Genomic DNA, 24,165 nt, shown 5'->3' on the forward strand with positions numbered 1-24,165 from the left:
CCATGCGCGATCCTATCGACCTGAAGGAATTTCACTGGCTGCTGAGCATCGTGCAGAGCATCGATGTGGGCGTGGTGGTGCTCGACCGCGAACATCGGGTGCAGGTGTGGAACACCTTCATGGAAAACCGCTCGGGGGTGCAGCCCAGGGATGCCTACAACCAGTGCTTCTTCAGCCTGTTCCCCGAGGTCGACCGGCAATGGTTCAGCCACAAGGTGGACAGCGTCGCGACCCTGGGCACCCCGGCTTTCACCATCTGGGAGCAGCGCCCGTACCTGGTGCGGTTCAAGAACTACCAGCCGATCACCGGCCAGGTGGATTTCATGTACCAGAACACCACGCTGCTGCCGTTGCGCTCCACCGACAGCGAGATCCGCCAGATCTGCCTGGTGATCTACGACGTGACCGATGTGGCCACCAACCGCCACCAGTTGCAGGCCGCCAACGCGCAGTTGCAGAAGCTGTCCAGCACCGATTGCCTGACCGGCCTGTACAACCGCGGGCATTGGGAGGAGTGCCTGCAACTGGCGCATGCGCGCAATCAGCGCTATGGCAATGCCACCAGCCTGGTGATGTTCGACATCGACCATTTCAAGCGGGTCAACGACACCTATGGTCACCCGGCGGGCGATGCCGTCATTCGCCAGGTGGCCAGGGTGGTTCGCGAGCAGATCCGCGACAGCGACGTGGCCGGCCGTTACGGTGGCGAAGAGTTCGGCGTGGTGCTGACGGACACCGACAAGGCCGGCGCGCTGATCTTTGCCGAGCGCCTGCGCAAGGCGGTCGAACGCCTGAGCGTCAGCCATGAGGGGCAGGACATCCGTTTCACCATCAGCCTGGGCGTGGCCGATCTGAGCCAGCCCTCCAGCAGCCACGCCGAACTGATTGCCTGGGCCGACCATGCGCTGTACCTGTCCAAGCACGGCGGGCGCAACCGGGTGACAGTGCATGAACCCGCGGTGGTGGCGGGCTAGCTCACCTCAAGGCGCAGTAGCAGGTCTGATATTTCAGTTGATAATCATTCGCAATTGAATGCAGAATAGCGGCCCTCCCAACCCGCTCCTGCCTTCAATGGTCGTCGCCGTGTCCTGCCCCAGCGATAAACTCCAGTTGTACCTTTCCCACCGTGCTGCGCTGGTCGACTATTCGGCACCCATCGTCGGCTGCCGTGCGCAGGCCGAGGACGTGGTGCAGGAGGCCTGGCTGCGTTTCTGCGGGCAGGCCGACGCCGGTGCGCAGTTGGGCAACCCGGTGGGGTACCTGTACCGCATCGTGCGCAACCTGTCGTTCGACCTGCTGCGCCGCACGACCCTGGAAAACCGCCAGCCCGATGGCGGCGAACGGCTCGATGAGCTGCCGTCGAGCGCACCGTCGCCGGAGCATCAGGCCCTGCACCGCGATCAGTTGCGTGTGCTGCAGGACGCCCTGGCGCTGCTGCCGGAGCGGGCGCGGCAGGCCTTTCACATGCACCGCTTGCAGCACATGACTTTTCAGGAAATTGCCGCCCGCTTGAATATTTCGACTAGTCTGGCGCACCAACTGGTGCGTGACGCACTGACCCACTGTGCGGAGCATCTGGCCGATGACTGATACCACCCCGTCTTGCCGAACGCCCGGCTCGCTGAAGGACGACCCGGTGTGGCAGGCCGCCATGGACTGGCTGCTGCAATGCAATGCCGAACCGGACAACGTGCTGCTGCACCAGGCCCATGCGCGCTGGCTGGCCGCTGACGAACGCCATGCGGCGGCCTGGCGCAAGGTGCAAAAGGTCTGGATGCTGAGCGCCGGCATCGACCCGCTGGAGCCACCAACGGCGCACCAGGTGCCCGCCGCACCGCGCATGGCAGCCCGCCGGCGCAGTTGGCCACGCCGGGCGCTGGCGGCGAGCGCGCTGGCGGCCTGTGTGCTGTTGCTGGTGGGGCGTGCACCGCCGGCCGACTACAGCAGCACGGCGGGCGAGCACCGGCAGGTGCGCCTGAGCGACGGCAGTCACATCGAACTGGGCAGCGACAGCGCCATCCGCGTGGCGTTCGAGCCGGGTGCGCGTGCGGTCACGCTGCTCAAGGGCCAGGCATTCTTCGAGGTCAGCCATGACGCCGCGCGGCCATTCACGGTGCAGGCCGAAGACGTGAAGGTGACCGTCACCGGCACGGCGTTCGATGTGGACCTGAGCCGCAGCGCGGTGTCGGTAGCAGTGCAGAGCGGCTCGGTGCAGGTGCGTGACAGGCGCGGCGAACTGGCAGTGCCGGCGCTGGGTGCGGGCGACAGCCTGCGCGTGGGGCTGAACCAGGGCCCGGCGCAGCGCAGCCGGGTGCAGCTGGAGCAGGTTGCGGCATGGCGCCAATGGCAGTTGCTGGTCAACGACCGTCCATTGGCCGAAGTCATCGAGCAACTGCGTGCGTATTACCCCGGCGTGTTGCTGCTGCAGGACCGTGCCCTGGGCCAGCGGCGCATCACCGCGTCGCTGAACCTGCGGTCGCCAGGTAGCGCGCTGCAACTGGCCATCGCCCCGCTGGGCGGGCAGCTGACGCAATGGGGGCCGTACATCACGGTCATCCGTGAGCGCGCTTCGCCGCCTGGGAAAAAATAAATTCACGAAGTTCTGGAAATTCCCCATCGCCGTTCGTTTATTGCCCCGCTGAGTTAATCGTACAGATTCTCATTTACAGGCGCGTATCGTTCGCGCCGCACGGGGAGTTCACCAGAGCATGTCCATTCGCACCCAAGAGTCGTTGCAGGGTCGTCGGCGCAGTGCGCGCCTGCTGTTGCTGTCAGTGGGGCTGGCAGTGTCGTTGCCGGTGCTGGCCGATGACGAGCCGGCGCGCCACAGCATCGATATCGCGCGCCAGCCGCTGGGCTCTGCGCTGATGGCGCTGGGGCAGCAGACCGGCCTGCAGATCAGCGTCGAAAGCCAGTTGCTGGGCAACCTCAGTGCCCCGCCGGTGCGTGGCGAGCTGAGCGCCGATCAGGCGCTGGCGATCCTGCTCAAGGGCAGCGACCTGGAATGGGTGCATATCGGCGACGACGCGCTGCTGCTGCAACGGGTGGTGCGTCCGCGTGCCGACCAGATCCAGCTGGAAAACACCAAGGTCCGCGAACGGGCGCTGCTGCCACAGGGTGAAACCCATATCGATCGCGAGCTTATCGAGGCAATGCCGGCCGGCAACGGCGACATCACCAGCCTGCTGCGCAGCCATCCCAACGTTCAGTTCGACGACAACCAGCTCAGCAGCAAGACACCCGGAGAAATCGCCCCGGCCAACATCAGCATCAACGGCGCGGCGTTCTACCAGAACGCCTTCCTGGTCGACGGTATCAACATGAACAACGACATCGACCCGGCCGAAGACCGCGTGCAGTTGCTGGACAGGGTGCCGGGGCGCAGCCAGGGCCTGGCGCTGGACACCGACCTGCTGGAGAACATCACGGTTCTGGACAGCAACGTGCCGGCCGCCTATGGCGGCTTCAACGGTGGGGTGATCGACGCCCAGACCCGCGCCCCGACCAAGGCCCTGCACGGCAAGTTCTCGGTACAGACCACGCGCTCGGCCTGGACCAAATACCACATCGACGAGACGGAAGAGCAGCGCATGGAGAACTCCGGCTCGCCCGACGAGCAGCCCGAGTTCGACAAGGTCATCGTGCGCGGTACCTTGCAAGGCCACCTGACTGACACCTTCGGCCTGATCGGCAACTTCAGCCAGAAGCGCTCGACCATTCCGCTGAGCCTCTACTCCTACAACAACGTCGAAGAGATGGGCTATCACAAGGAGAAGCAGGAGCGGCGCATCGACAACTACTTCCTCAAGTCGGTGTGGCAGGCCAGCGACCGGCTCACCGTCGAGACCAGCGTGACCCACGCGCCCGAAGAGAGCCATTACTTCCGGGCCAACGTCGCCAACTCCGGCTATGACAACAAGGTTGGCGGTACCCAGTTGAACCTGCGCACCGTGTGGGACGGCGACCTGGCCCGCGTCGAACAGACCCTGGCCTGGAGCCGCCAGGAACAGAGCCGCACCTCGGACTCGGCCGACTACTGGACCTGGCGCAAGTCGACCACCAAGGACTGGGGCATCGGCAGCAAGACCACCGCCAACACCCTGGAGGGGGGCTGGGGCGATATCGAACAGCAGCAGCGTACCTGGCAGTACAAGCTCAATGCCGACTGGCGCAGCTTCGACTGGCTGGGCGCCATTCACCGCCCGCAGACCGGCCTGGAGTTCTCCCGCCAGTACGTGCGCTACGAGCGCCTCACCGACAGCAGTACCTATGTGGCCCCGGCCGCCACCAACAGCTGTACCAACAGCGCGGGGGTGACCGATACCGTTGCCTGCAACATGGGCGAGACCGTCAGTGGCTGGGCCGGCCAGTACATGAAGAGCCGCACCCGCTATGCCCCCGGCGAATTCGATTTCACCACCACCACCTGGGGCAGCTGGGTGCAGGACGAGATCACCCTGGGCAAGCTGACCCTGCGCCCCGGCGTGCGCGTGGACAGTGACGACTACATGGACAAGACCACCTGGGCACCGCGCTTCTCCCTGGAGTACGACGTGTTCGGTGACCGCACCACCTTGCTCAGTGCCGGTGCCAACCGCTACTACGGCCGCAGCGTCACCAGCTGGCAGTTGCAGGACGGGCGCAACCGCCTGCGCTTCAACGAAACCCGCGCGAGCCTCGACAAACCCTGGGTGACCAAGTCCAACGGCAGCAACCAGACGCTGTTCAATCAGCTCGACATCCCCTATGACGACGAGCTGATGCTGGGCGTGGTGCAGCAGTGGGCCGGCATCGAGTACGGCCTCAAGTACGTCAACCGCAAGGGCCGTGACCAGGTGGTACAGGTGTCCGGGCGCACCCTGGGGCAGCCGTCCACCGACCCTGACCTGGCCAGCAACTACACCACCTACACCAACGACGGCAAGAGCGAGACCGACACCTACACCCTGACCGTGACGCCGATGCAGCGCTGGACGCTGCTGGGCACGCAGACCGGCGGCCAGCTGGCACTGAACTGGACCGACAGCAAGGCTTCCTCGCCCAGCTACGTGCAGGCCGACGACACCTACTACCAGAATGACGTGATCCAGTACCAGGGCAGCTTCATCAACTACCAGGACCGCCCGGCGACCAACTACAACCGACCGTGGACGGCGCGCCTGACCACCATCACCGACATCCCCCAGGCCAACCTGCAGTGGAGCAACTTCTGGCGCTACCGGGCCGGCTACAAGCGCATCGGCGACACCGGGCGCAACGTCGATTACAGGGGCACCTCGGTGGATGTGTGGGAAGAGCAGAAATTCGACGCGGCGCTGACCTGGGACACGCGTCTGGGCTGGCGTATCCCCACCGCACGGGACCAGGCCATCTTCGTCAACGTCGACGTGTTCAACGTGCTCGACAAGAAGTCGGTCAATGCCAACGCCACGGTCAACAGCAATTCGGTGTCGACCTATGAAGTGGGTCGCCAGTACTGGCTGGAAGTGGGGTACACCTTCTGAGATGCGCCTGTTCCTGATTGGCATCGCACTCATGCTGGCCAGCCCGGCCCTGTGGGCGCAGCACCACGCACCCCTGTGTGCATCGGCTGATGCGGCCTGCCTGCGCGAGGCCTACAGCCGCCCGCCGGCACACTGGCCGGCGCCGCAGGTGGACGCCGGCGTGGCCTGGCAGGAGCTGGGGCCACTGCCCGAGCGTGCACCCTCGCCTGCGCACAACCCCTACACCGAACAGAAGGCAGCGCTGGGGCGCACGCTGTTCTTCGACCCGCGCCTGTCGCGGTCGGGGCAGATCGCCTGTGCCTCGTGCCACGAGCCGGACCTGGCGTTCGCCGATGGGCGCCGGGTGTCGTTCGGGCATGGGCGTGCGCCAGGCCGGCGCAATGCGCCGAGCGTGGTCACCAGTGGCCTGGCCCCACAGCTGTTCTGGGATGGCCGCGCCGACAGCCTGGAAACCCAGGCGCTGATGCCGGTCGTCGATCCGGCGGAAATGGCCTTCAGCGTCGACGAACTGGTGGCCCGGTTGCGTGCCAGCGCCGATTACCCGGCACTGTTTGCCGTGGCGTTTCCCGGGCAGGCGCTGGGTGCCGAGCAGATTGCCGCAGCCCTGGCGACGTACCAGCGCGATCTGTTGCGGGTCGCGCAGCGCACGCCGTTCGAGCGATTCCTGCGCGGTCGCACTGCTGCGCTGAGTGACCAGCAGCTACACGGGCTGCACCTGTTTCGCACCAAGGCGCGCTGCATGAACTGCCACTTCGGGCCGGGAATGAGCGACCAGCGTTTTCACAATGCCGGCCTGACGTTCTACGGGCGCAGCCGCGAGGACCTTGGTCGCCATGAAGTCACCGGCCTGGCCGCGGACGTGGGGCGTTTTCGCACCCCTTCGCTGCGCCTGGTGAGCCGCACCGGCCCGTGGTTCCACAACGGTTTCGCCAGCAGCCTCGATCAGGTGCTGGCGTTCTATAACGTGGGCATGCCGCGGCCGGTGCCGAAGGCTGGGCAGCAGGGCGATCCGCTGTTTCCTGTCACCTCGGCACAGTTCGAGGCGCTGGGGCTGGACCGGGTGGAGTTGAAGGCGTTGAAGGCATTTCTGGAGGCGCTGTGAGCGGGTACTGCATTACGCGGTAGTATCACCGTCCTGGCCGGCAGGCACCGTTCGGTGCTGCGGCCGGATGACCATTGCAATGGTGTTATTGGAGAGGCAATCAGCGTGAACGATTCACAGATGCTCGAGGACCTGGTGTCCCGCTACCTGGCCGGCGAAAGGCCCGAGTTCGTATTCTTCTGGGGCCATCAGGTGAGCCGCAAGGGTGTCACCGCCTCGTGTTTCAGCCAGTGGTACGTGGCGCCGTTCGAGGTAGACGGGCAGTCGTACCAGTCGGCCGAGCACTACATGATGGCCGAGAAGGCGGCGCTGTTTGGTGATGAACAGACGCGGGCACGGATCATCGAGGCGACCGATCCCAATGCGGCCAAGGCACTCGGACGCCAGGTGCGCGGGTTCGACCAGGCGCGGTGGGCACAGGAGCGCTTCGCGATCGTGGTGCGGGCCAACCAGGCCAAGTTTTCCCAGAACGCGGAACTGGGGGCCTTCCTGCAGGGCACCGGCACGCGGGTGATCGTGGAGGCCAGCCCGGTGGACCGGGTGTGGGGAATCGGCCTGGCGCAGGATGACCAGAACGCCCACCGGCCGGACCGCTGGCGCGGCCTGAACCTGCTGGGCTTCGCGCTGATGCAGGTGCGCGACGCGGCGCAGGCCTGACGGCCCGCCGGCCCTGCGATCAGGGCTGGCTCGGCAAGCCGAGCCGCGCCTGGATGAACGCGACGAAGGCAGTGAGCTTGGGCAGTGACTTCTTCGAGCGTGGATACACCATCTGCACCGGTTTGTGGGCCGGTACATACGCCCCCAGAATGCTCACCAGCTCCTTGTTCGCCAGCGCGGCGGCCACCAGAAAGTCCGGCTGCATCAGGATCCCGCTGCCGGCAATGGCGGCCTGCAGCAGTACCTGGCCATCGTTGCTGCGAAGCACCGCCTGCTCGGGCCAGAACACCTCTTTGCCAGCCTGCTTGAGTGGCCAGGCAAAGCGGTTGTTCCAGGAGGTGTGGGTGAGGATTCGGTGGGCGTGGAGCGCCTCCGGTGTTGTCGGCTCGCCGGCCTTCTCGAGGTATTTCGGGGCGGCGCAGATCACCATCTGATAGGGCGGCAGGGGCTGCGAGACCAGGTTGGCGTCAACCAGCTCGGCGATCCTGAAGCCCAGGTCGAATGCACTCTCGTAGAGGTCCACCACCTCGTTGCTCAGGATCAGCTCGACCTGAACCTGCGGGTAGCGCTGCATGAACTCGGTCACCAGCGGGCCGACCAGCGATACCCCCAGTGTCATCGGCGCGGTCACCCGCAGCAGGCCACTGGGTGCGTCGCTGGAGGCTTCTACCCGGTTGTAGGCGTAGGCGACCTGCTCCAGGGCGGTCCTGGCCTCGGCATAGAAGATGCGGCCTTCGCCGGTTATGGTCTGCCGGCGTGTGGTGCGTTGAACCAGCCGGGTGTTCAGGGTTTTCTCAAGGCTCTGGACATGCCGCCCCACCATCACCGCCGACATCCCCAGCGCGGCAGCCGCCCCGGCAAAGCTGCCGGCTTCGACCACGGCAACAAATACTTCCATCTGCCTGAGCTTGCTCATCGAGTGATCCGAGAGGTGATGATTACTAACGTTGAGTGAGCCAATTGCTAACCTGGCGTGCGTTTATTGCGCTTTAGTTTATCCCTATAGTCCGTGGCATTGAACCAGAGCACGAGGTGTCATCCCATGCGACATGTACTGAGCCAGGCGCTGGGCGCATTCGCGCGCGCCGATCTGCTGCAGGGCGCCACCGGCATACAACGCGCCGAGCGTATCGAGCACCATCTGGGCCTGCCGGCCATGGGTGTCGGCCTGTACCTCAAGCGCGATGACCACATGCTTGTCGGCGGTGGCGGCAACAAGCTGCGCAAACTGGAGTTCCACCTGGGCGAGGCGCTGAAGAACGGCGTCGACACCCTGATCACCGTGGGCGGCATCCAGTCCAACCATGCGCGGTTGACGGCCGCCGTGTGCGCCCGGCTGGGGCTTGAATGCGAACTGATCCTCAGCCGTGCGGTGCCCAGGGCCGATCGCGATTACGAGCTCAATGGCAATGTGCTGCTCGACCAGCTGTTCGGGGCCAGGGTGCAGGTGCTGGACAGGGGCGCCGATGCACTGGCAGCGGCCGAGGCGCGCGCGCAGCAGTTGCGTGCGGCAGGTCGCAAGGTGCTGGTCATTCCCACCGGCGGTTCCACGCCGCTTGGCAGCCTGGGCTACGCCCGTTGCGCCGAAGAGATCGTGCAGCAGGAAATCGCGATGGGCGTGCGATTCGACGAGGTCGTGGTTCCCAATGGCAGCGCCGGCACCCATGCCGGGCTTGCGGCGGGGTTCGAGGTACTGGGGCGGGGTGCGGCGAGCGTCAGGTCCTGGTCGGTGCTGGCCGACCAGCAGGCCGCGGCGGCCACGACCCTGCAGTTGACTCGCCAGGCGCTGGCCTTGCTGGGCCATGCTGCAAGCCTCGATGCGAGTGCGATCAACATCGATGGCAGCCAGTTGGGCGAAGGCTACGGGCTGCCGACCCAGGCCATGCTCGAAGCGGTGCGCCTGATGGCGCGCTGCGAAGGTGTGCTGGTGGACCCGGTGTACTCGGGCAAGGCCTTCGCCGGGCTGCTGGCCGACCTGCGACAGGGCCGCTATCGCCGCGGCGATAACGTGCTGTTCATCATGACCGGTGGCACCCCGGGGCTTTACGCCTACAGGGAAACCTTCGCCGAGCCGGTGCAAGGCGCCAGTTGCGTGGCGTCGAGATAGCCCTTGACCGCCCTTGCCACGCCAGGCGCCTGCAGGCCGATTTCGCGCAGCTGCCCGCTCAGGGGGTTGCGGTAGCCGATGAAGAACAGGCCCCGCGCAACGCTCGACTGGCCGTCGTCATCCACGGTCGGCTTGCCGTCCGCCGTGAGCGCCTCGGGGTACTGGATCAGCGCCTCCAGGCCGGTGGTGTAGCCGGTGCCCGCAACGATCACGTCCATGCGCAGCGTGCAGCGCTCGGTGCGGTCGATGCCGGTGTGGGCCACGGCGCCTTGCTCGTTCAGTTCCAGCAGCGGGCCGACCACCTTGATGCGGCGCTGTTTCAGGTCGTCGATCACCGGCATGAACAGCGTCGGCGTGACACTGCCCAGCCCGGACACGCCCTGTGCCGGTGGTGGCAGGCCGTAGGCCGACAGGTCGCCGACCCAGCGCCGCGACAACCAGCTCAGCACCGCGTCGCTCGCGCGGGGCGGTAGCCGACGGATCAACGTACCCAGTGCCGCCAGCGGCACGCCGAACAGGCTCTTGGGCAGAAAGTGCGGCGCGCGCCGCACCGACAGCGTGACCGACGCGGCATGGGGCACCAGGCGGCTGGCTATCTCGCAGGACGAATTGCCGCTGCCGACCACCACCACGTGCTTGCCGGCGTAGGCACGTGCATTGCCGAAGTGCGCGGCATGCACGATCTGCCCGGCAAAGCGCTGTGCCCCCGGCCACTGCGGGATCGACGGTACGCACGAGGTACCGGTGGCGACCACCAGCGCCGGTGCGCGCCACTCGCGGCCGTCACGGCAGCGCACCTGCCACATCGATTGCGCCTGAAGGTAGCCGACCGATTCCACGTCGCACCCGGTCAGCACCTCGAAGCCGCCCCGGGCCGGCAGTGACGCCAGCACCCGGGCCAGGTCATCGCGGCTCGGCCAGCGGCCTGCCGCCCATGGAAAGCGCCCGCCCGGCAACCCGGAAAACCAGCGCCCGGTGTTCAGGCGCAGGCCGTCATAGTGGTTGCGCCACACGTCGCCCACGGCCTGCGTGCGCTCCAGCACCAGCGGGCGCAGGCCGGCGCGTACCAGCTCGTAGGCGCAGGACAGCCCCGCCGGCCCGCCACCCACCACCAGCACCCTGTGCGCGTTGTCAGCCATGGGTGGCGCCGCCGGTGTGTTGCACCTCCACCGTCAGGGGCACGGGACGCATGATGGTGTCGGGGATCGGCGCGGTCGGCAGCAGCTTGGCCAGCAATGCGTCCACGCGCTCGGGTGATTCCTCGGTATCGATCGACACCTGCACCTGGATGCTTTCAAAGCCCGGGTTGCCGCTGGTCACGCCAAATGCGGCGCGGAAATCCACGCGGCCGCTCACGTCCAGCACCAGGCTGTTGACCTTGACTCCGGATGCCGACAGGCCGCCGATGTAGGTGGCCGCCAGGCAGTTGCCGATACCCGCCAGCAACAGTTCCTGGGGCGTGGCGCCCAGGCCGGCGCCACCGTAGGCGCAGGGCTCGTCGCCGTGCAGCACGGCACCGGACTTGACCTTGGTGAGGGTCTGGTAGCCCTCGGTCCACTGCACACTGGTGTGGTAGAGCGGGCGTGCGATGTCACCCTCGCCATCGGCCCGGATGCGTTCGCGAACTGCTCGGCCGGCGTTGGCCTGGAGGCCGTTGATGGTGACGCGGTGGGTGGTTTCACTCATGGTCTGTGCTCTTCAAGGGGCGGCATGGCGGTCGAATGACCGTGTGCCAATCAGTTAATCGGGAGGTCCCGTGTCGACTAGAAATGCTCGGCCAGCCGGGTTTCGTGGGTCAGAAACGCGTCCAGCCGTTCTTGCAGGTCAAGCAGTTGCGCCGAGCGCACCTGGCGCGGGCGCGGCAGGTCGATTTCCAGGATCTGGGCGATGCGGCCGTGGGGCGTGCTGGCCATCAGCACGATACGGTCGGCCAGCAGCAGCGCCTCCTGCAGGTCGTGGGTCACCATCAGCACCGTGGCGCCGCTGGTGTTCCAGGCGCGCAGCAACTGGTCCTGCATCAGGCGCCGGGTCTGTGCGTCCAGTGCCGAAAACGGCTCGTCGAGCAGCAGCAGGCGTGGCTCCAGGGCCAGTGCCCTGGCCAGGGCGATGCGCTGGCACATGCCGCCAGACAATGCCGCCGGCCGGTGCCGGGCGAATTCGGCCAGGCCCACGTCGGCAAGCAACTGCTCGGCGCGCCGGGTGGCCGCTTCACGGTCCAGCCCGCGGTTGAGCAGGGCGATGGCAATGTTTTCCACCGCACTCATCCAGGGGAACAGGTTGTTCTGCTGGAAGATCAGCGCACTGTCGGGCTGGTTGCCGCTCACTGCCTGGCCGTCGTACAGCAGGTGCCCGGTGCTGGGTTGCTGCAGGCCCGCGGCGATGTTGAGCAGGGTGCTCTTGCCGCACCCGCTGCGCCCCAGCAGCACGGTGAAACTGGCGGCCTTGATATCCAGGTCACCCACCTCGACCCGTGTGCCGCCTTCGAACTGCTTGCTCAGGCCACGAAAACTCAGCGTGGCGCCCCGGCTCATGACGCCCACCCGGTGAGGCGGCGTCCGAGCAACAGCATCAGGCGATCCACCACGAAACCCACGACACCAATGGTCATCACACCCACCATCACCAACGGCATGTTGTACATCTGCTGGGCCATGATGATCATGTAGCCCAACCCGGAATTGATTCCCGCCATCTCCCCGGCCAGCACCGCCATCCATGCGCCGAAGAACGCCATGCGCAGGCTGGTCATCGCACTGGGGGCGATTGCCGGCAGTCGCACGCGCAGCCAGATCTGTTGGCGCGTGCACCTCAGGTTGCGGGCGATGTTCAGGTACTGCGGGTCGATGGCATCCAGCGCGGCGACCAGCGACAGCGTCATGGTGCCCAGCACGGCCAGGAACACCACGAACACTGCGGCCTGTCCGCCGATGCCGATCACCGCGATGGTGAAGGGGACCCAGGCCACCGGTGAGATCGGCGCCAGGGTCTGCACCAGCGGCAGGATCAGGCGGCGCAGCAGCTTCACCTCGGTGGTGATCACCGCCAGCAGCAGCGCCACCAGGCTGCCAGCCAGCAACCCGCCGCTGACCCGCAGCAGGGTCACCAGCAAGGCCTCCAGCAAGCCGCTGCGCTGCTGCCCGAAACCCACCACCGCTTCGCCGGAAAACGCATACGGCAGGGTCACGCTAGGCGGCGGGAGCACGCGGCCATCCAGCCAGCCAGACTGCACCGCCAGCTCCCATGCGCCGATCAGCAATGCCCACGCCAGCAGGAACCACAGCGTGTCGCGCAGCGCGCCCAGATAACGCGGGGCACGGCGTGCGTCGGGCTGCCGGCTCAGGGTCAGAACGGCCTGGTTCATCCCGTCACCTGGGCAGCAGGTTGATGGCGCAGGTCGAGAACCGCATCGATCGGGTTGTCGGTGAAGTAGCCGAGTTCGACCAGGTAGCCGGCGCCGCGCTTGAGGCCGGCCACGCCTACCGGGCTGATGACCGGGTTGGGCGCCTGGCGTGCCAGGGCCACCTTGAGCACCTCGTTGGATACCCCGTAGATCGGCTGCAATTGCTGGATGGCGTTGTCGAAGTCGGCTTTCATCGCAGTGGCCGATGCCTGCAGCAGTTCCAGGTAGCGTTTGAGCAGCGGCCCCTGTTCCTGGCTGGTACGCACCTGCGTGGTGATCACGCAGTCGGCGGCCTCCGGGCCCCACACCGCGTTGGAGTCGCTCAGGTAGCGTGCGCCGGTGGTGCTGACCACGTTCTGGGCATAGGGCTGTGCCAGGGTGCACACGTCGAGGCGGCCGTTGGCGATGGCTTCGCCCATCCCGGCCATGCTCGGGAAGAAGGTCATCTGATAGTCGTTGTAGGATTTGCCGTGGCGCGCCATCGAGCCGTAGCCCACCAGTTCCAGGGTATCCAGACGCAGGGTGCCGACGCGCAGCCCGCTGCCTGCGGCGGCGATGAATTCATCCAGGCTGGCCACCGAGCCGTTGCGCGCCACCAGTTCGATGCCGCCTTGCCCCGAGCCACCGATGATGCGCAGCTCCTGGGTGCCCTTGGCGTAGGCGGCTGCGGTCATGGTCCAGGGCCCGTGCATCAGTTCCAGGCGACCTGCCAACAAGGCCTGCAGGGCATCGCTTGGGCTGTTGAATTGCGTCAGCTCCACCTGCAGGCCCGCCGCCGCAAAATCACCGCGCAGCTTTGCCAGCAGCAGGTGCGACACGCAGCCGGCGGGCATGTGCCCCACACGCAGCAGCGGCCCGCCGGTGGCAGCTTCGACCTTGCTGGCCGCTGCCAGCAGCGCGGTGCCGGCGGCGCTCAGCGCCAGCATGCCGCAGCCACAGGCGCACATGAACGAGCGGCGGCTCAGGTTGGACTGGAGTGCGGGCGTCGCTTGCGCGCCACTGGTGGAGAACAATCGCTGGAAAAAATCTCTCATCACACGCATCCCAAAACAGGTAGACCGATCGTTCTCGGTAGGCGCGTGAAGTATGTGAGATCTGCGATATAAGCAGAACTAATATTTTAAGCTTAGCTTATGCCCCATTAGCATATAGGCGCCGAGGCCTGCACCGGCAGCGGTGCAGGGGGCGGGCTAGGCGGCTTTCGCTTCGCGCAGCAGGGTCAGCAGGATCGAGCGCGCAACCTGTGCGCTTCTGGCGTTGCGCGAAACCATCGCGGTGGCGATGGCACCGTCGATCAGCAGCGAGATCTGCTGCGCGACCCAGGCCGGTTCCGGCAGCCCGCAGGCCGCGGCCAGTTGCTCGATGCGGTCATGCACCCGATCGAAGTGCGCCTGGGCCAGGTCACGTACCCAGCTGGAAGACTTGTCGTGTTCGGCGACGGCGTTGGTGAACAGGCAGCCGAAGAAGCGCCCGCTGGCGAACCATTCCTCGAGCAGGTCGAACAGAAAGATCAGGCGTTGCTCCGGGTCGTCGGTACGCTGAGGCAGTGCCTGGTCAAACCAGCCAAACCACATCGCTGCCTCGCGATCGAACACGGCACGCAGCAGGTTCTCCTTGGAGCCATAGGTCTCGTACAGCGTGCGCCGCGCGACCTTGGCATCGCTGAGCAGGCGCGAAACGCCCGTTGCATGAATGCCTTCACGGCAGAACAGCCGTCGCGCGCTTTCCAGCAGGCGCTCGGCGGCAACGGTCGGGGGTGTGCTTTCCATCAAAATCGGTTCCGGCTGAATCAGTTTGGTGCAGAGTGCAACTTAATGGGTGGGGTGTCATCAGGGAAAGTGCTGGAGGTTGGGTTTTCGCGGGCAGGGAGAGGGGGCAGGTGCGTAGTTTGCCCTGGGCATCATCAGGCCAGATGCACACCTGGCGGGCGGATTGCCCCTTGCACGAACGGCGCTCGCCCTAAATAATGCGATCAATTACCATTTGCATATTTAGTGGCCACCTTATGTCCGCACTCGAGCCTTTGGCACTTCACCAGCTTTATTCCGAACACAACGGTTGGCTGAAAGGCTGGTTGCGCATGCGCCTGGGCAATTCGGCCGATGCGGCGGATCTGGCCCAGGACACCTTCGTGCGGGTCATGACGGCACGCAACGCCGCGCCGATCCGAGAGCCGCGGGGTTACCTGACTGCAATTGCGCGCTCGCTGTTGATCGACAAGTCGAGGCGACGGGCGATCGAACAGGCGTATCTGGTGGCCCTGGCGCAGAAGCCTGAACCGGTCGAGGTATCACCTGAGGTGCGCTTGTCCATTCTCGAGATGCTGGTGGCGGTCGACAGCCTGCTGGACGGGTTGGGCAAGCGTACCCGGGAGATCTTTCTGTCGGTGCAGCTGGAAGGGCAGACCTATGTGGCGGTGGCCGAACGCCTCGGGGTCTCGGTCACCACGGTGAAGAACCATCTGGTGCGAGCCATGACCGAGTGCCTGCTGCTGGCGGACAACTGATGAGCGCGGCGCTCGATCGTCGGACCCTCGAAGCTGCTGCGACCTGGTACGTGCAGCTCAACGATGCAGGGGTGGACGAGGCCTGCACCCGGGCCTGGCAGCAATGGTTGGGGGCAGATCCTTTGCACGCCGAGGCATGGGCGCGGGTCGAGGCGTTCCAGCGGCAATGGGCAACGGTACCCGCACATGCCGCCCGGTCAGGGCTGGATGCGGCCCAGGCGCAACGCCGCGAGGTATTGAAGATCCTCGGCGTGTTGCTGGCCGTCGGGGGCAGCAGCTGGATGATCGGCAAACCGCTGGCGAACCATGGCCTGTTCGCTCAGCAGAGCACGGGCGCGCGCGAGCGTCGCTCGCTGCGGCTGGACGACGGATCGCAGCTGGAACTCAATGCCAACACCGCGCTGGATGCGAGCTTCGACGGGCAACTTCGGCTTATCCGTCTTTACCGCGGGGAGATCCTCGTGCAAACCGCCAAGGATCCTGGGCAGCGGCCGTTTATCGTCGAGACCCAGGACGGGCGCATCCACGCGCTCGGGACGCGCTTCAGCGTGCGCCAGATGACGGACCGGACCCGCGTGGGTGTGCTGCAGTCGGCAGTCGAGCTCCGTCCTCGCCGTCACCCGGAGCGGGCAGTGCGTCTGGAGGCCGGTCAGCAGGCGGCGTTCGATCCTGATCGCGCCGATCCTGCCGGTGTCTTGGCACAGGGTTCGACCGCGTGGGTGCAGGGCATGCTGAGTGTCAACGAGTGGCGCCTCGGGGAGTTCATCGACGAGCTGGGGCGCTATCGCCCGGGCGTGCTGCGCTGCGCCGGGGCGGTTCGCGACCTGAGCATTTCCGGAGCGTTCCGTATCGACGATACAGATGCGGTCCTGGAAAACCTGACCCGGACCTTGCCGGTGAAGCTGCGTTACCTGACCCGCTACTGGGTCAGTGTCGAGGCTGTCTGAACCGTCACTGACAGAAAATACGCGGAGCACCTTGCTGATTATGATTCTCATCCGTCAATGACAGGAGCCGCGATGACAGCGGATTTCTGCCAAGACAACAGAAGGATCATTTCATGCCCCAGCTTTGCTTCTCCCCCTCGATTTCATTGCCCCGCGCAGTGCGCCTGGCGATGTTCGGCCTGACGATGGCGAGTGTGCCGGGGGTGGTGCTGATGCCTGCTGCGGCTCACGCCCAGAGCCGTATCGCCTACCACATCGGCGCAGGCCCGCTGGGTAGCGCGCTGACCCAGTTCGGCGTGCAGGCGGGTGTGACGATTTCCTTCGATCCGCGGCAGATCCACGCGCTGACCACCCCGGGCCTTGATGGTGCCTATGGGGTCGATGAGGGGCTGGCGCTGCTGCTGTCCAATAGCGGCTTGCGCGCTCAGCGCCAGGCCAATGGTGGGTATCTGCTGGTCCAGGACGGTTCCTCGGACGCGGTCGTGCTCGGCGCCACCACCGTCAACGGGCAGGGCCTGGGCGCCACGACCGAGGGCACCGGTTCGTACACCACGGGTTCGACCAACACGGCAACCAAGCTCGCCCTGAGCCTGCGGGAAACACCGCAGTCGGTGACGGTGATCACCCGCAAGAGGATGGACGACCAGAACATCCAGAGCCTGGACGACATCGCGCGCACGGCGACCGGTATCACCCTCACCAAGATCGGCACTGATCGCTCCACCTATTACTCGCGCGGCTTCGAGATCAGCGACCTGCAATATGACGGCATTCCGACCAACATCTCGGAAAACTACTCCATGGACGTCATGTCCACCTCGAACATGGCCATCTATGACCGCGTCGAGGTCGTACGCGGCGCCAATGGCCTGATGCAGGGCACGGGCAACCCGTCGGCGGCGATCAACCTGGTACGCAAACGGCCGACCCAGGACTTTCGTCTGGGCGCGGAGCTGGGGGCAGGCTCCTGGGACAACTACCGTGGCCAGGTGGATGTTTCCGGGCCACTGACCCCTACGGGCAATGTTCGCGGCCGTGCAGTGGCCTACTACAACAACGCCAACAGCTATCGCGACGGCTCCGAGCGTGACAACCAGTTGCTGTACCTGGTGGGGGAGGCGGATCTGAACGATTCCACCGTACTGACGGTGGGCGCCACTCTCCAGAAAGACAACCAGAACGGCTATGACTGGGGCGGCTTGAACACTCGTCGTGACGGCTCCTTCTATCCGCTTTCGCGTTCCACCAACCTCAACGGCAAGTGGGCCCATCTGGATCGCAACAACTACACGCTGTTCAGCGACCTCACGCACACCTTCGACAACGAGTGGAAGTTGACCCTGGCCATGAATGCGATCTGGTCGAACGCCGACTTTCTCTCCGCGTACCCGAACCGGGTAGCGGGCGACAACTATCGCATGACCGTCTCCCAGGCCGATTACGAAGACACCCAGTTCGCCCTGGACCTCTATGCTACCGGGCCCTTCGAGCTGTTCGGGCGCAAGCATCAGTTGATGCTCGGGGCCAACACGCGCAAGGACGAGTTCGACGCGGTGATCAAGAGCGCCACCAACAACCCGACGATCGACATCACCGACTTCGACTACAGTGCCCTGCCCAGCCCGATCCTCAATGCTATCGGCGCAGACTACAACTACACCCGCAAGGAGCGCGGCCTGTATGGTGCCTCGCGCTTCAGCCTGACCGATGACCTGAGCCTGATCGTCGGTACGCGGGTGAGCTGGTCGGACTACAAGGTGGCCAGCCCCTACACCAATGACCAATACCGGGAGAATGGCCGGCTGGTGCCCTATGCCGGGCTGGTGCTGGACCTGGACAAGCACCACACCTGGTATGCCAGCTACACCGAGATCTACAAGACACAGAGTTACTACGGTGTCGGCAATACCTTGCTTGACCCGATCGAAGGCGAGAATTACGAAACCGGCATCAAGGGTGAATACTTCGATGGTCGGCTGAACACCTCGCTGGCAATCTTCCAAACGAGCTTGGAGAACATGCCCGAGGCGTTGCCGGTGTCGCCCACCTGTGGTGTGACGGGGACGAGCAAGTGCTATGAAACAGGCGCAAAAGTGCGTAACCGTGGCTTCGAACTGGAAGTTTCCGGCGAGCCGTTGGAGAACTGGAATGTCAGCGCTGGCTATACCTATAGCGATCCCGAATATGTGGCGGGCGCCAGCAAGGGTTCGGACTACTACCGCAAGATCCCGCGCCGCCTGCTCAAGGTGGCGACCGACTACCGCTTGCCCGGTGTCCTCGACCACTGGCGTGTGGGCGGCGATGTCTATGCACAGAGCCGCACTGCCGCCGACGTGACCGGGTACGACATCAAGCAGGGTGGCTACACCTTGCTCAACCTGCATGCGCACTATCAGATCAACCAACAGTTCAGCGTGCAGTACAACCTCAACAACGTTCTGGACAAGGTCTACTACCAGTCCTTGCCCACTTCGAACAACTTCGGCGGCCTGTACTACGGTGATCCGCGCAATTTTGCGGTGACGCTGCGCTACCAATACTGATGCAAGGCCTGGGCGTGGCTTTTCGGAGAGTCCCGATGGCGTGGCCATGTCCAGGCGGCCTTTACCCGTCTCCCCATGCAAGGTTTGGGAATGGCTTCAGGGGTTGGGACGGGTTTTTCCGGGCATTAAAAAGCCGGCTTGTGGCCGGCGCTTTATCAGTTCGCAGATTTTCGTGCCCATCCGGAATGGCTAGTAGATACGGGGCTTTGAGGATAGTATCCGTCCGCAAATGTTCGCCCCATGTTGCCTGTTACCGGGAAAAAGTGGGGGAATAAATGGGGGTAGGGTTTTTCCCCATACTCACCTGCGGAGCAAGGCATGGGCAAACTGAACCCCAAGCAAGTCGAAAACCTGACGGAGCCGGGTACTTATGAAGACGGCGACGGCTTGCGTCTTATCGTACAAGCCACTGGACGTAAATCATGGGTGCTGCGTTATCAAATTGCGGGACGGCGCCGGGAGATGGGGTTAGGCGGCTACCCCAAAGTAGGCTTGAAGGCCGCCCGTCTTGCTGCCGGGGAACAACGCAAGGTATTGGCTACGGGGGCTGATCCGATGGCAACCCGCGATGCTGAGCGGGAGCGGCAACGGGAAGCGCAGCGTGTCACAGAGGCGCGTAAAGTTACTTTCGAGAAGCTGGCGATTGAGCACATGGAGGTGCATGGCTCGGACTGGTCTGATAAGTGGCGAGCCGGCTGGCTGCGAAAGCTGGAGCTGTACGCCTTACCTGTTATTGGCAGGCTGGCGACAAATGAGATTGAAACGGAGCACGTCCTTCGAGTATTGCGCCCTATCTGGCTGGAGAAGACCCGCACCGCCGACGAAGTACGCGGCCAGATTGAGCAGGTGTTAGATGCCGCAAAGGCTCGCCGCCTGCGTGACGGTGACAACCCGGCTCGCTGGCGCGGCCATCTGGAGAACCTGCTGAGTAATGCGGAGAAAAAGAAGGCCCGTAAGCGTCAGCACTTCTCCGCGATGAAGTGGCAAGACGTGCCGGCGCTTATGGTCAAGCTGATGCAGAGCGACGTGCGCTCCGCTGTGGCCGCCCGACTGCTGATACTGACTGGCGCCCGTTCGCATATGGTGCGCTTTGCTGAGTGGTCGGAGTTCGATCTGGCGGCGGGTGTTTGGTCGCTGCCAGCTGAACGGATGAAAATGCGCAAAGCCTTCGATGTGCCATTGGCACCCGAAGTCGTTGAGATGCTACAAGAGTTCCCCCGTATCGAAGGTAGCCCGTACCTCTTCCCCGGCCAAGGCAAGAGCGGCGTTATGCACGCCAACGCCGTTCGCAATCTCCTGCATGGCCTGGGGCATGACGATGTGACTCGACATGGTTTCCGTTCGAGCTTCCGCGATTGGGCAAACGAGCGCACCCATTATCCGCGTGAAGTTTGCGAACTGGCTCTGGCCCATGATGAGCGTGACCAGACCGAGGCCGCTTATTCTCGGTCGGACTTTATCGACAAGCGTCGTGCCCTTATGGTCGATTGGGCGAGTTTCATTACTAGTGCACCAACGACGAACGTCATTCAGGGTGAATTTAAACGCGCCTGACTGAGCAAATGCCAGCCTGACCCGACGGCGTGAAAAGCGGACTACCCATCCGTTCGGGTGGCAGATCTATTTAAGAAAATGGGAATGGGAGGGTATGTAGTGGGCGAGTTGGATTACTGGAGGCTGTCTGATCATCTGAGCGTACAAGACGCTGCGGTACTCACTGTCGGAGAGCGACCATCAAGGCTGTTTAGAAATGGAGAGCATACACATTTTCCGGCTTCAGGCCCTGACTTCAATGACCGATCCTCGGACAGAGCGTTTCAGGCAGTTTTCAGTGCTATAAAAAACGCAGTGCTGGGAGGAACACTTAAAGCGGCTCTTCGAATATCTACAGAGGAGCACGGTATTGTTGATATGCCAGCCGACACTGGACATGTATCCACAGGGCTGCCCCTTGGGAGTGGGACAACAGCCAATGATGGCGGAAATCTATCTGTTGAGGGCTCTGCTTACCGCCCACTCCCTGACTGGCAGTATACGACTGTTGCCACTGCTGATCTGAAAGCATGGTTAGTAAGTAGAGGAGTAGTAACAGGCTTTTTTTTTCAAGACGTAGATGAGAATCAGCCTGGCTATTTGAAGGAGTCACACCCCCATTACGCGCCCAAACTGGCCGCAGCCATCCGAGCATGGGAAGCCGTTACCAGCAACCCGGAACTACTGCGCGGAAAGACGCCGAAGAAGGCTTTGACTAAGTGGCTCAATGAAAACGCCGCTGCCTGTCGCTTGACGAAAGATGACGGAACGCCAAACTCGACGGGTGTAGAGGAGGCTGCCAAGATGGCGAACTGGAAGCCGGAAGGAGGTGCCAGCAAGACCCTTTGAAGGTAACCCCCTCCCACCCCCGAAAGCCGCGCCAGCAAAGGGTTTTACTCTGGCGCATGCTGAACTCACCCCCCCCCTTACTGCTTTCAGGGGGGTGGGTTTTCTGAAGCCCATCTGGCTATTTTCGACCCCGCCTGCCGCATACCTTGCACATCGTCCGCCCCACAACGGGGCAAGCCTAGAGGTAACGACGATGACCGCAACTGTTCAACGTGCCCGCTGTATCTATCGCCTACCCACCGTGAAGGCCCGCACCGGGCTGGGGCGCACCACCATTTACGATCTGATGAAGGAAGGCCGTTTCCCTAAGTCCCGCCGTATTGCTGGCGCCCATGCGGTGGGTTGGGATTCGCTCGAAATCGAGGCGTGGATTGCCGAGCAGCTTGGCGAGCTGGCCTAAATGGAAAAGAGCCAGCTCCTATGCCAGCGGAAGCCCGAATTCGCTTTTCGTGACGCCATGCAAGCCAGGTTCGGGCCGCTGGGTTGGTTGCCTGAATGTGACGGTACTATTCACCGTTTCCGGGTGCCAGATGACAATCCCGGAACCCTCAACGGTTGGTACGTCCTCTTCCCGGATGGCATCGCCTCTGGGGCGTTTGGCAGTTGGAAGACCGGATGCTCCAGCAATTGGAGTATCCGCAAACCTGGCAATCCGTTAGAGGTTGGCATCATCATCCGACGCATTGAGCAGGCTCGCCACCAGCGTGAAGTCGAGCAGCGTCAGCGCCAGCAGGTCGCCGCCGTTCGATCCCGTAGTGTGTGGCGCTATGCGGTGCGGGCTGACCCGTATCACGAGTATTTGGTCGCCAAGGGCTGCAAGTCACACCATCTACGTCAGGCTGGCGGCGTGCTGCTGATCCCGCTGTATGTCGGGCGCGTACTGGTGAACCTGCAACGCATCAGCCCAGACGGCAGCAAGCGCTTCATGTATGGCGGGCAAGTCGTTGGCGCCTATAGCCCAATTGGCCGGCTGGAGCTTGGCGCTCCTTTGTACGTCTGCGAAGGGTGGGCAACCGGCGCGACTATCCACGAGCAAAACGGGGCTGCCGTGGCTTGTGCTATGAACGCCGGCAATCTACTGCCCGCTGCTCAGCGTCTGCGCCACGCCTACCCGCAGAGCCCTCTGATTATCGCTGGCGATGATGATCGTCAGACCGACGGCAACCCTGGGCGCACGGCGGCTAACCGCGCTGCTGCTGTGCTGGGCTGCGGTGTGGTGTTTCCCCCTTGGTGCGGGGCCGAGCCTCTGAGCTTGTCAGACTTCAACGACCTGCATCAATGGCGGGAGGCGAACCAATGACCGCAGTTAGCTTAATTCCCGACCCTGACTATCCAGAGCCGCTGCCGCTGTTGCCTGATATGGAGGCCGCAGTACCTTATCCCTTGGAAGCATTGGGTGAGCTGCTTGGAGGCGCTGCCGCTGGGATTGTTGAGGCATGTCAGGTTCCTGGCGCACTTGCTGCGCAATCGATCTTGGCTGCCGCTGCGATGGCGGCACAGCCACACGGCAACGCGCAGCGAGACGGACAACTGATACCGCTATCACTCTTCGCGCTAACCGTGGCGGAGTCAGGCGACCGCAAGTCTGCTGCCGACCGCCTGGCTTTACGTGCCCACCATGAACGGCAAAACGCACTGCTGGCCGCTTATGACACTGAGCAAAAGCAGTATCGGGACCATCGTGACGCCTACCAATGTGTCCGCAGTGCCATCCTGGAGAAGGAGAAAAGCGATCCTGAACTCGCTGCTGGTGAGTTAGGGAAGCTGAAAGAGCCCCCAGCGCCGCCTTCGCCTTTCATTCTGGCCGACGAGCCCACGTTAGAAGGGCTGCAAAAGTCGCTGCTGCGCGGCTATCCGTCGCAAGGGTTGTTCAGCGATGAGGGCGGGCAATTCTTTGGAGGGTATGCGAGTAGACCCGAAAACATGCTCAAGAGCGTTGCGGGGCTGTCGAAACTTTGGGATGGGGCACCAATCATCCGCACCCGCGCAGCCGAAGGTGAAAGTGCATCACGTAGTGGCTGCCGGTTGAGTGTCCATCTGATGATTCAGCCCATTGTTGCCAGTGGGGTGCTGAGCAACCCGCTCATGCAAGGACAAGGTTTTCTGGCGCGCTTCCTGATCGCTTGGCCGCAATCTTTAGCCGGAACTCGTCTCTACAGAGACGCCGACCCGAACCGCGACCTGCGGCTAACGCGCTACTGGGAACGCATGGCGCAGCTTCTTGCCTTGGCGCCACCTACTAATGAACAAGGTGACTTGGAGCCAAATGCTTTGGTGATGGACCCCGACGCCAAAGCTGTATGGGTCAAAGCGCACGACGCCATCGAGGTGAGCCTAGGGCGCGACGGCAGTTTGCAAGAGATCAAGCCGACAGCAGCCAAAGGCGGGGAGAGCATCTTGAGAATCGCTGGTGTACTCGCCATCGTGGAGAAGGTTGAAGACCTGAGTAAACCTATCATCGAGCGCGCCGCCACGTTGGTGAATTGGTATCTAGGTGAAGCGCTTCGAATGACCAACCCAGTGAGCGCCGATCCTCAGTTGCTCAAGGCGCAACAGTTGCTGGAATGGCTGATCAGAAATGGTTGGCATGCCTTCGACGCCCGAACATTACAGCAGAAGGGACCACCCGTAGCGCGTAAAAGCGCAAAGCAACGTGACGCACTGTTAGCGGTCTTGGTGAAGCATCACCAACTGCTGATGGAGGACGGCAAGCGTTTCAGAATCAATCCGGCTGCAACAACTGCGACAACTGCTACAGGTCAGCAAAGTTGAGGATGAGCCGTTGCGACCGGTCTGCGACAACATGCGACAAACCCTCCGTCCTCAGGCATTTGTCGCAACCTGTCGCAAGCCTGTCGCGCAGTTGCAAACCAGCAAATGTCGGGCTGTAGCACTTATCGCAAATGTCGCAGCACCTGACTTTTGGAAGTCTCGGATAGTGACCGTCCTGGATTACCTACGCTGCTCAGGCCTGACTTTTGAACGCATCGCTGGATGGCTACGCGTCTCGCAAGTTG

The 24,165-nt window shown here is 63.7% G+C and carries 22 protein-coding genes; 15 read left to right on the forward strand and 7 right to left on the reverse strand.

Annotation, left to right across the window (positions count from 1 at the left end; all coding sequences use genetic code 11):
* The first annotated feature begins 2 nt into the window (after window positions 1-2).
* From CR917_RS03410 to CR917_RS03435, 6 genes are all read left to right on the forward strand, one after another.
* A complete protein-coding gene (locus tag CR917_RS03410) occupies window positions 3-974 on the forward strand; it encodes a sensor domain-containing diguanylate cyclase (RefSeq protein ID WP_043861872.1) in 972 nt (323 codons plus the stop codon).
* A gap of 97 nt (window positions 975-1,071) precedes the next feature.
* Entirely contained in the window at window positions 1,072-1,590 is a 519-nt protein-coding gene (locus CR917_RS03415; protein ID WP_043861871.1) for a sigma-70 family RNA polymerase sigma factor, read from the forward strand.
* Window positions 1,583-2,590: a FecR domain-containing protein gene (locus CR917_RS03420; protein WP_231390680.1), complete on the forward strand. Its 1,008-nt coding sequence runs from the start codon at window positions 1,583-1,585 to the stop codon at window positions 2,588-2,590. The genes CR917_RS03415 and CR917_RS03420 overlap by 8 nt, the downstream gene beginning before the upstream one ends.
* Before the next feature lie 118 nt (window positions 2,591-2,708).
* Window positions 2,709-5,504, forward strand: a complete 2,796-nt coding sequence (locus tag CR917_RS03425) for a TonB-dependent receptor (protein ID WP_082405794.1) — start codon at window positions 2,709-2,711, stop codon at window positions 5,502-5,504.
* A gap of 1 nt (window position 5,505) precedes the next feature.
* On the forward strand, window positions 5,506-6,606 hold the full coding sequence (locus tag CR917_RS03430) for a cytochrome-c peroxidase (protein WP_043861868.1): 1,101 nt from the start codon (window positions 5,506-5,508) through the stop codon (window positions 6,604-6,606).
* Between the two features lie 105 nt (window positions 6,607-6,711).
* Window positions 6,712-7,263 (forward strand): NADAR family protein, encoded by a 552-nt coding sequence (locus CR917_RS03435; RefSeq protein WP_104571883.1) that lies wholly within the window; start codon window positions 6,712-6,714, stop codon window positions 7,261-7,263.
* A gap of 19 nt (window positions 7,264-7,282) precedes the next feature.
* Here the strand turns inward: CR917_RS03435 and CR917_RS03440 are convergent, their stop codons facing one another.
* Complete coding sequence (locus CR917_RS03440) at window positions 7,283-8,179, reverse strand: LysR substrate-binding domain-containing protein (protein WP_054916410.1); 897 nt, start codon at window positions 8,177-8,179, stop codon at window positions 7,283-7,285.
* A 126-nt stretch (window positions 8,180-8,305) separates the two neighbouring features.
* Between CR917_RS03440 and CR917_RS03445 the strand changes: the two genes are divergently transcribed.
* Window positions 8,306-9,370 (forward strand): D-cysteine desulfhydrase family protein, encoded by a 1,065-nt coding sequence (locus tag CR917_RS03445; protein ID WP_104571884.1) that lies wholly within the window; start codon window positions 8,306-8,308, stop codon window positions 9,368-9,370.
* Here CR917_RS03445 and CR917_RS03450 read toward each other — a convergent pair.
* The 6 genes from CR917_RS03450 to CR917_RS03475 all read right to left on the reverse strand — a co-directional run bounded on the left by CR917_RS03450 (window position 9,313) and on the right by CR917_RS03475 (window position 14,539).
* A complete protein-coding gene (locus tag CR917_RS03450) occupies window positions 9,313-10,509 on the reverse strand; it encodes an NAD(P)/FAD-dependent oxidoreductase (RefSeq protein ID WP_058541904.1) in 1,197 nt (398 codons plus the stop codon). The genes CR917_RS03445 and CR917_RS03450 overlap by 58 nt on opposite strands.
* A complete protein-coding gene (locus tag CR917_RS03455) occupies window positions 10,502-11,056 on the reverse strand; it encodes an OsmC family protein (RefSeq protein ID WP_043863935.1) in 555 nt (184 codons plus the stop codon). The genes CR917_RS03450 and CR917_RS03455 overlap by 8 nt, the downstream gene beginning before the upstream one ends.
* A 77-nt stretch (window positions 11,057-11,133) precedes the next feature.
* Entirely contained in the window at window positions 11,134-11,901 is a 768-nt protein-coding gene (locus tag CR917_RS03460) for an ABC transporter ATP-binding protein (protein ID WP_043863934.1), read from the reverse strand.
* Window positions 11,898-12,731: an ABC transporter permease gene (locus CR917_RS03465; protein WP_043863933.1), complete on the reverse strand. Its 834-nt coding sequence runs from the start codon at window positions 12,729-12,731 to the stop codon at window positions 11,898-11,900. The genes CR917_RS03460 and CR917_RS03465 overlap by 4 nt, the downstream gene beginning before the upstream one ends.
* Window positions 12,728-13,804, reverse strand: a complete 1,077-nt coding sequence (locus tag CR917_RS03470) for an ABC transporter substrate-binding protein (protein WP_052504310.1) — start codon at window positions 13,802-13,804, stop codon at window positions 12,728-12,730. The genes CR917_RS03465 and CR917_RS03470 overlap by 4 nt, the downstream gene beginning before the upstream one ends.
* 156 nt (window positions 13,805-13,960) lie before the next feature.
* Window positions 13,961-14,539 (reverse strand): TetR/AcrR family transcriptional regulator, encoded by a 579-nt coding sequence (locus CR917_RS03475; protein WP_043863931.1) that lies wholly within the window; start codon window positions 14,537-14,539, stop codon window positions 13,961-13,963.
* A 236-nt stretch (window positions 14,540-14,775) separates the two neighbouring features.
* Here CR917_RS03475 and CR917_RS03480 point away from each other — a divergent pair, with 236 nt between their 5' ends.
* The 8 genes from CR917_RS03480 to CR917_RS03510 all read left to right on the forward strand — a co-directional run bounded on the left by CR917_RS03480 (window position 14,776) and on the right by CR917_RS03510 (window position 23,920).
* Complete coding sequence (locus CR917_RS03480) at window positions 14,776-15,276, forward strand: sigma-70 family RNA polymerase sigma factor (protein WP_043863930.1); 501 nt, start codon at window positions 14,776-14,778, stop codon at window positions 15,274-15,276.
* Window positions 15,276-16,223, forward strand: coding sequence for a FecR domain-containing protein (locus tag CR917_RS03485; protein ID WP_088514350.1), 948 nt, complete (start codon window positions 15,276-15,278; stop codon window positions 16,221-16,223). The genes CR917_RS03480 and CR917_RS03485 overlap by 1 nt, the downstream gene beginning before the upstream one ends.
* Before the next feature lie 113 nt (window positions 16,224-16,336).
* Window positions 16,337-18,766, forward strand: coding sequence for a TonB-dependent receptor (locus CR917_RS03490; protein WP_078481397.1), 2,430 nt, complete (start codon window positions 16,337-16,339; stop codon window positions 18,764-18,766).
* 318 nt (window positions 18,767-19,084) lie between these two features.
* A complete protein-coding gene (locus CR917_RS03495; RefSeq protein WP_104571885.1) occupies window positions 19,085-20,320 on the forward strand; it encodes an integrase arm-type DNA-binding domain-containing protein in 1,236 nt (411 codons plus the stop codon).
* Window positions 20,321-20,419: 99 nt separating this feature from the next.
* Window positions 20,420-21,148, forward strand: a complete 729-nt coding sequence (locus CR917_RS27005) for a hypothetical protein (protein ID WP_146094977.1) — start codon at window positions 20,420-20,422, stop codon at window positions 21,146-21,148.
* Window positions 21,149-21,341: 193 nt separating this feature from the next.
* On the forward strand, window positions 21,342-21,548 hold the full coding sequence (locus CR917_RS03500; protein ID WP_104571886.1) for an AlpA family transcriptional regulator: 207 nt from the start codon (window positions 21,342-21,344) through the stop codon (window positions 21,546-21,548).
* Window positions 21,549-22,448 (forward strand): toprim domain-containing protein, encoded by a 900-nt coding sequence (locus CR917_RS03505; protein WP_104571887.1) that lies wholly within the window; start codon window positions 21,549-21,551, stop codon window positions 22,446-22,448.
* A complete protein-coding gene (locus CR917_RS03510) occupies window positions 22,445-23,920 on the forward strand; it encodes a YfjI family protein (RefSeq protein ID WP_104571888.1) in 1,476 nt (491 codons plus the stop codon). The genes CR917_RS03505 and CR917_RS03510 overlap by 4 nt, the downstream gene beginning before the upstream one ends.
* Window positions 23,921-24,165: the final 245 nt, after the last annotated feature.

The sequence above is a fragment of the Pseudomonas sp. BRM28 genome, assembly GCF_002939405.1.
GTDB classification, from domain to species: domain Bacteria; phylum Pseudomonadota; class Gammaproteobacteria; order Pseudomonadales; family Pseudomonadaceae; genus Aquipseudomonas; species Aquipseudomonas palmensis.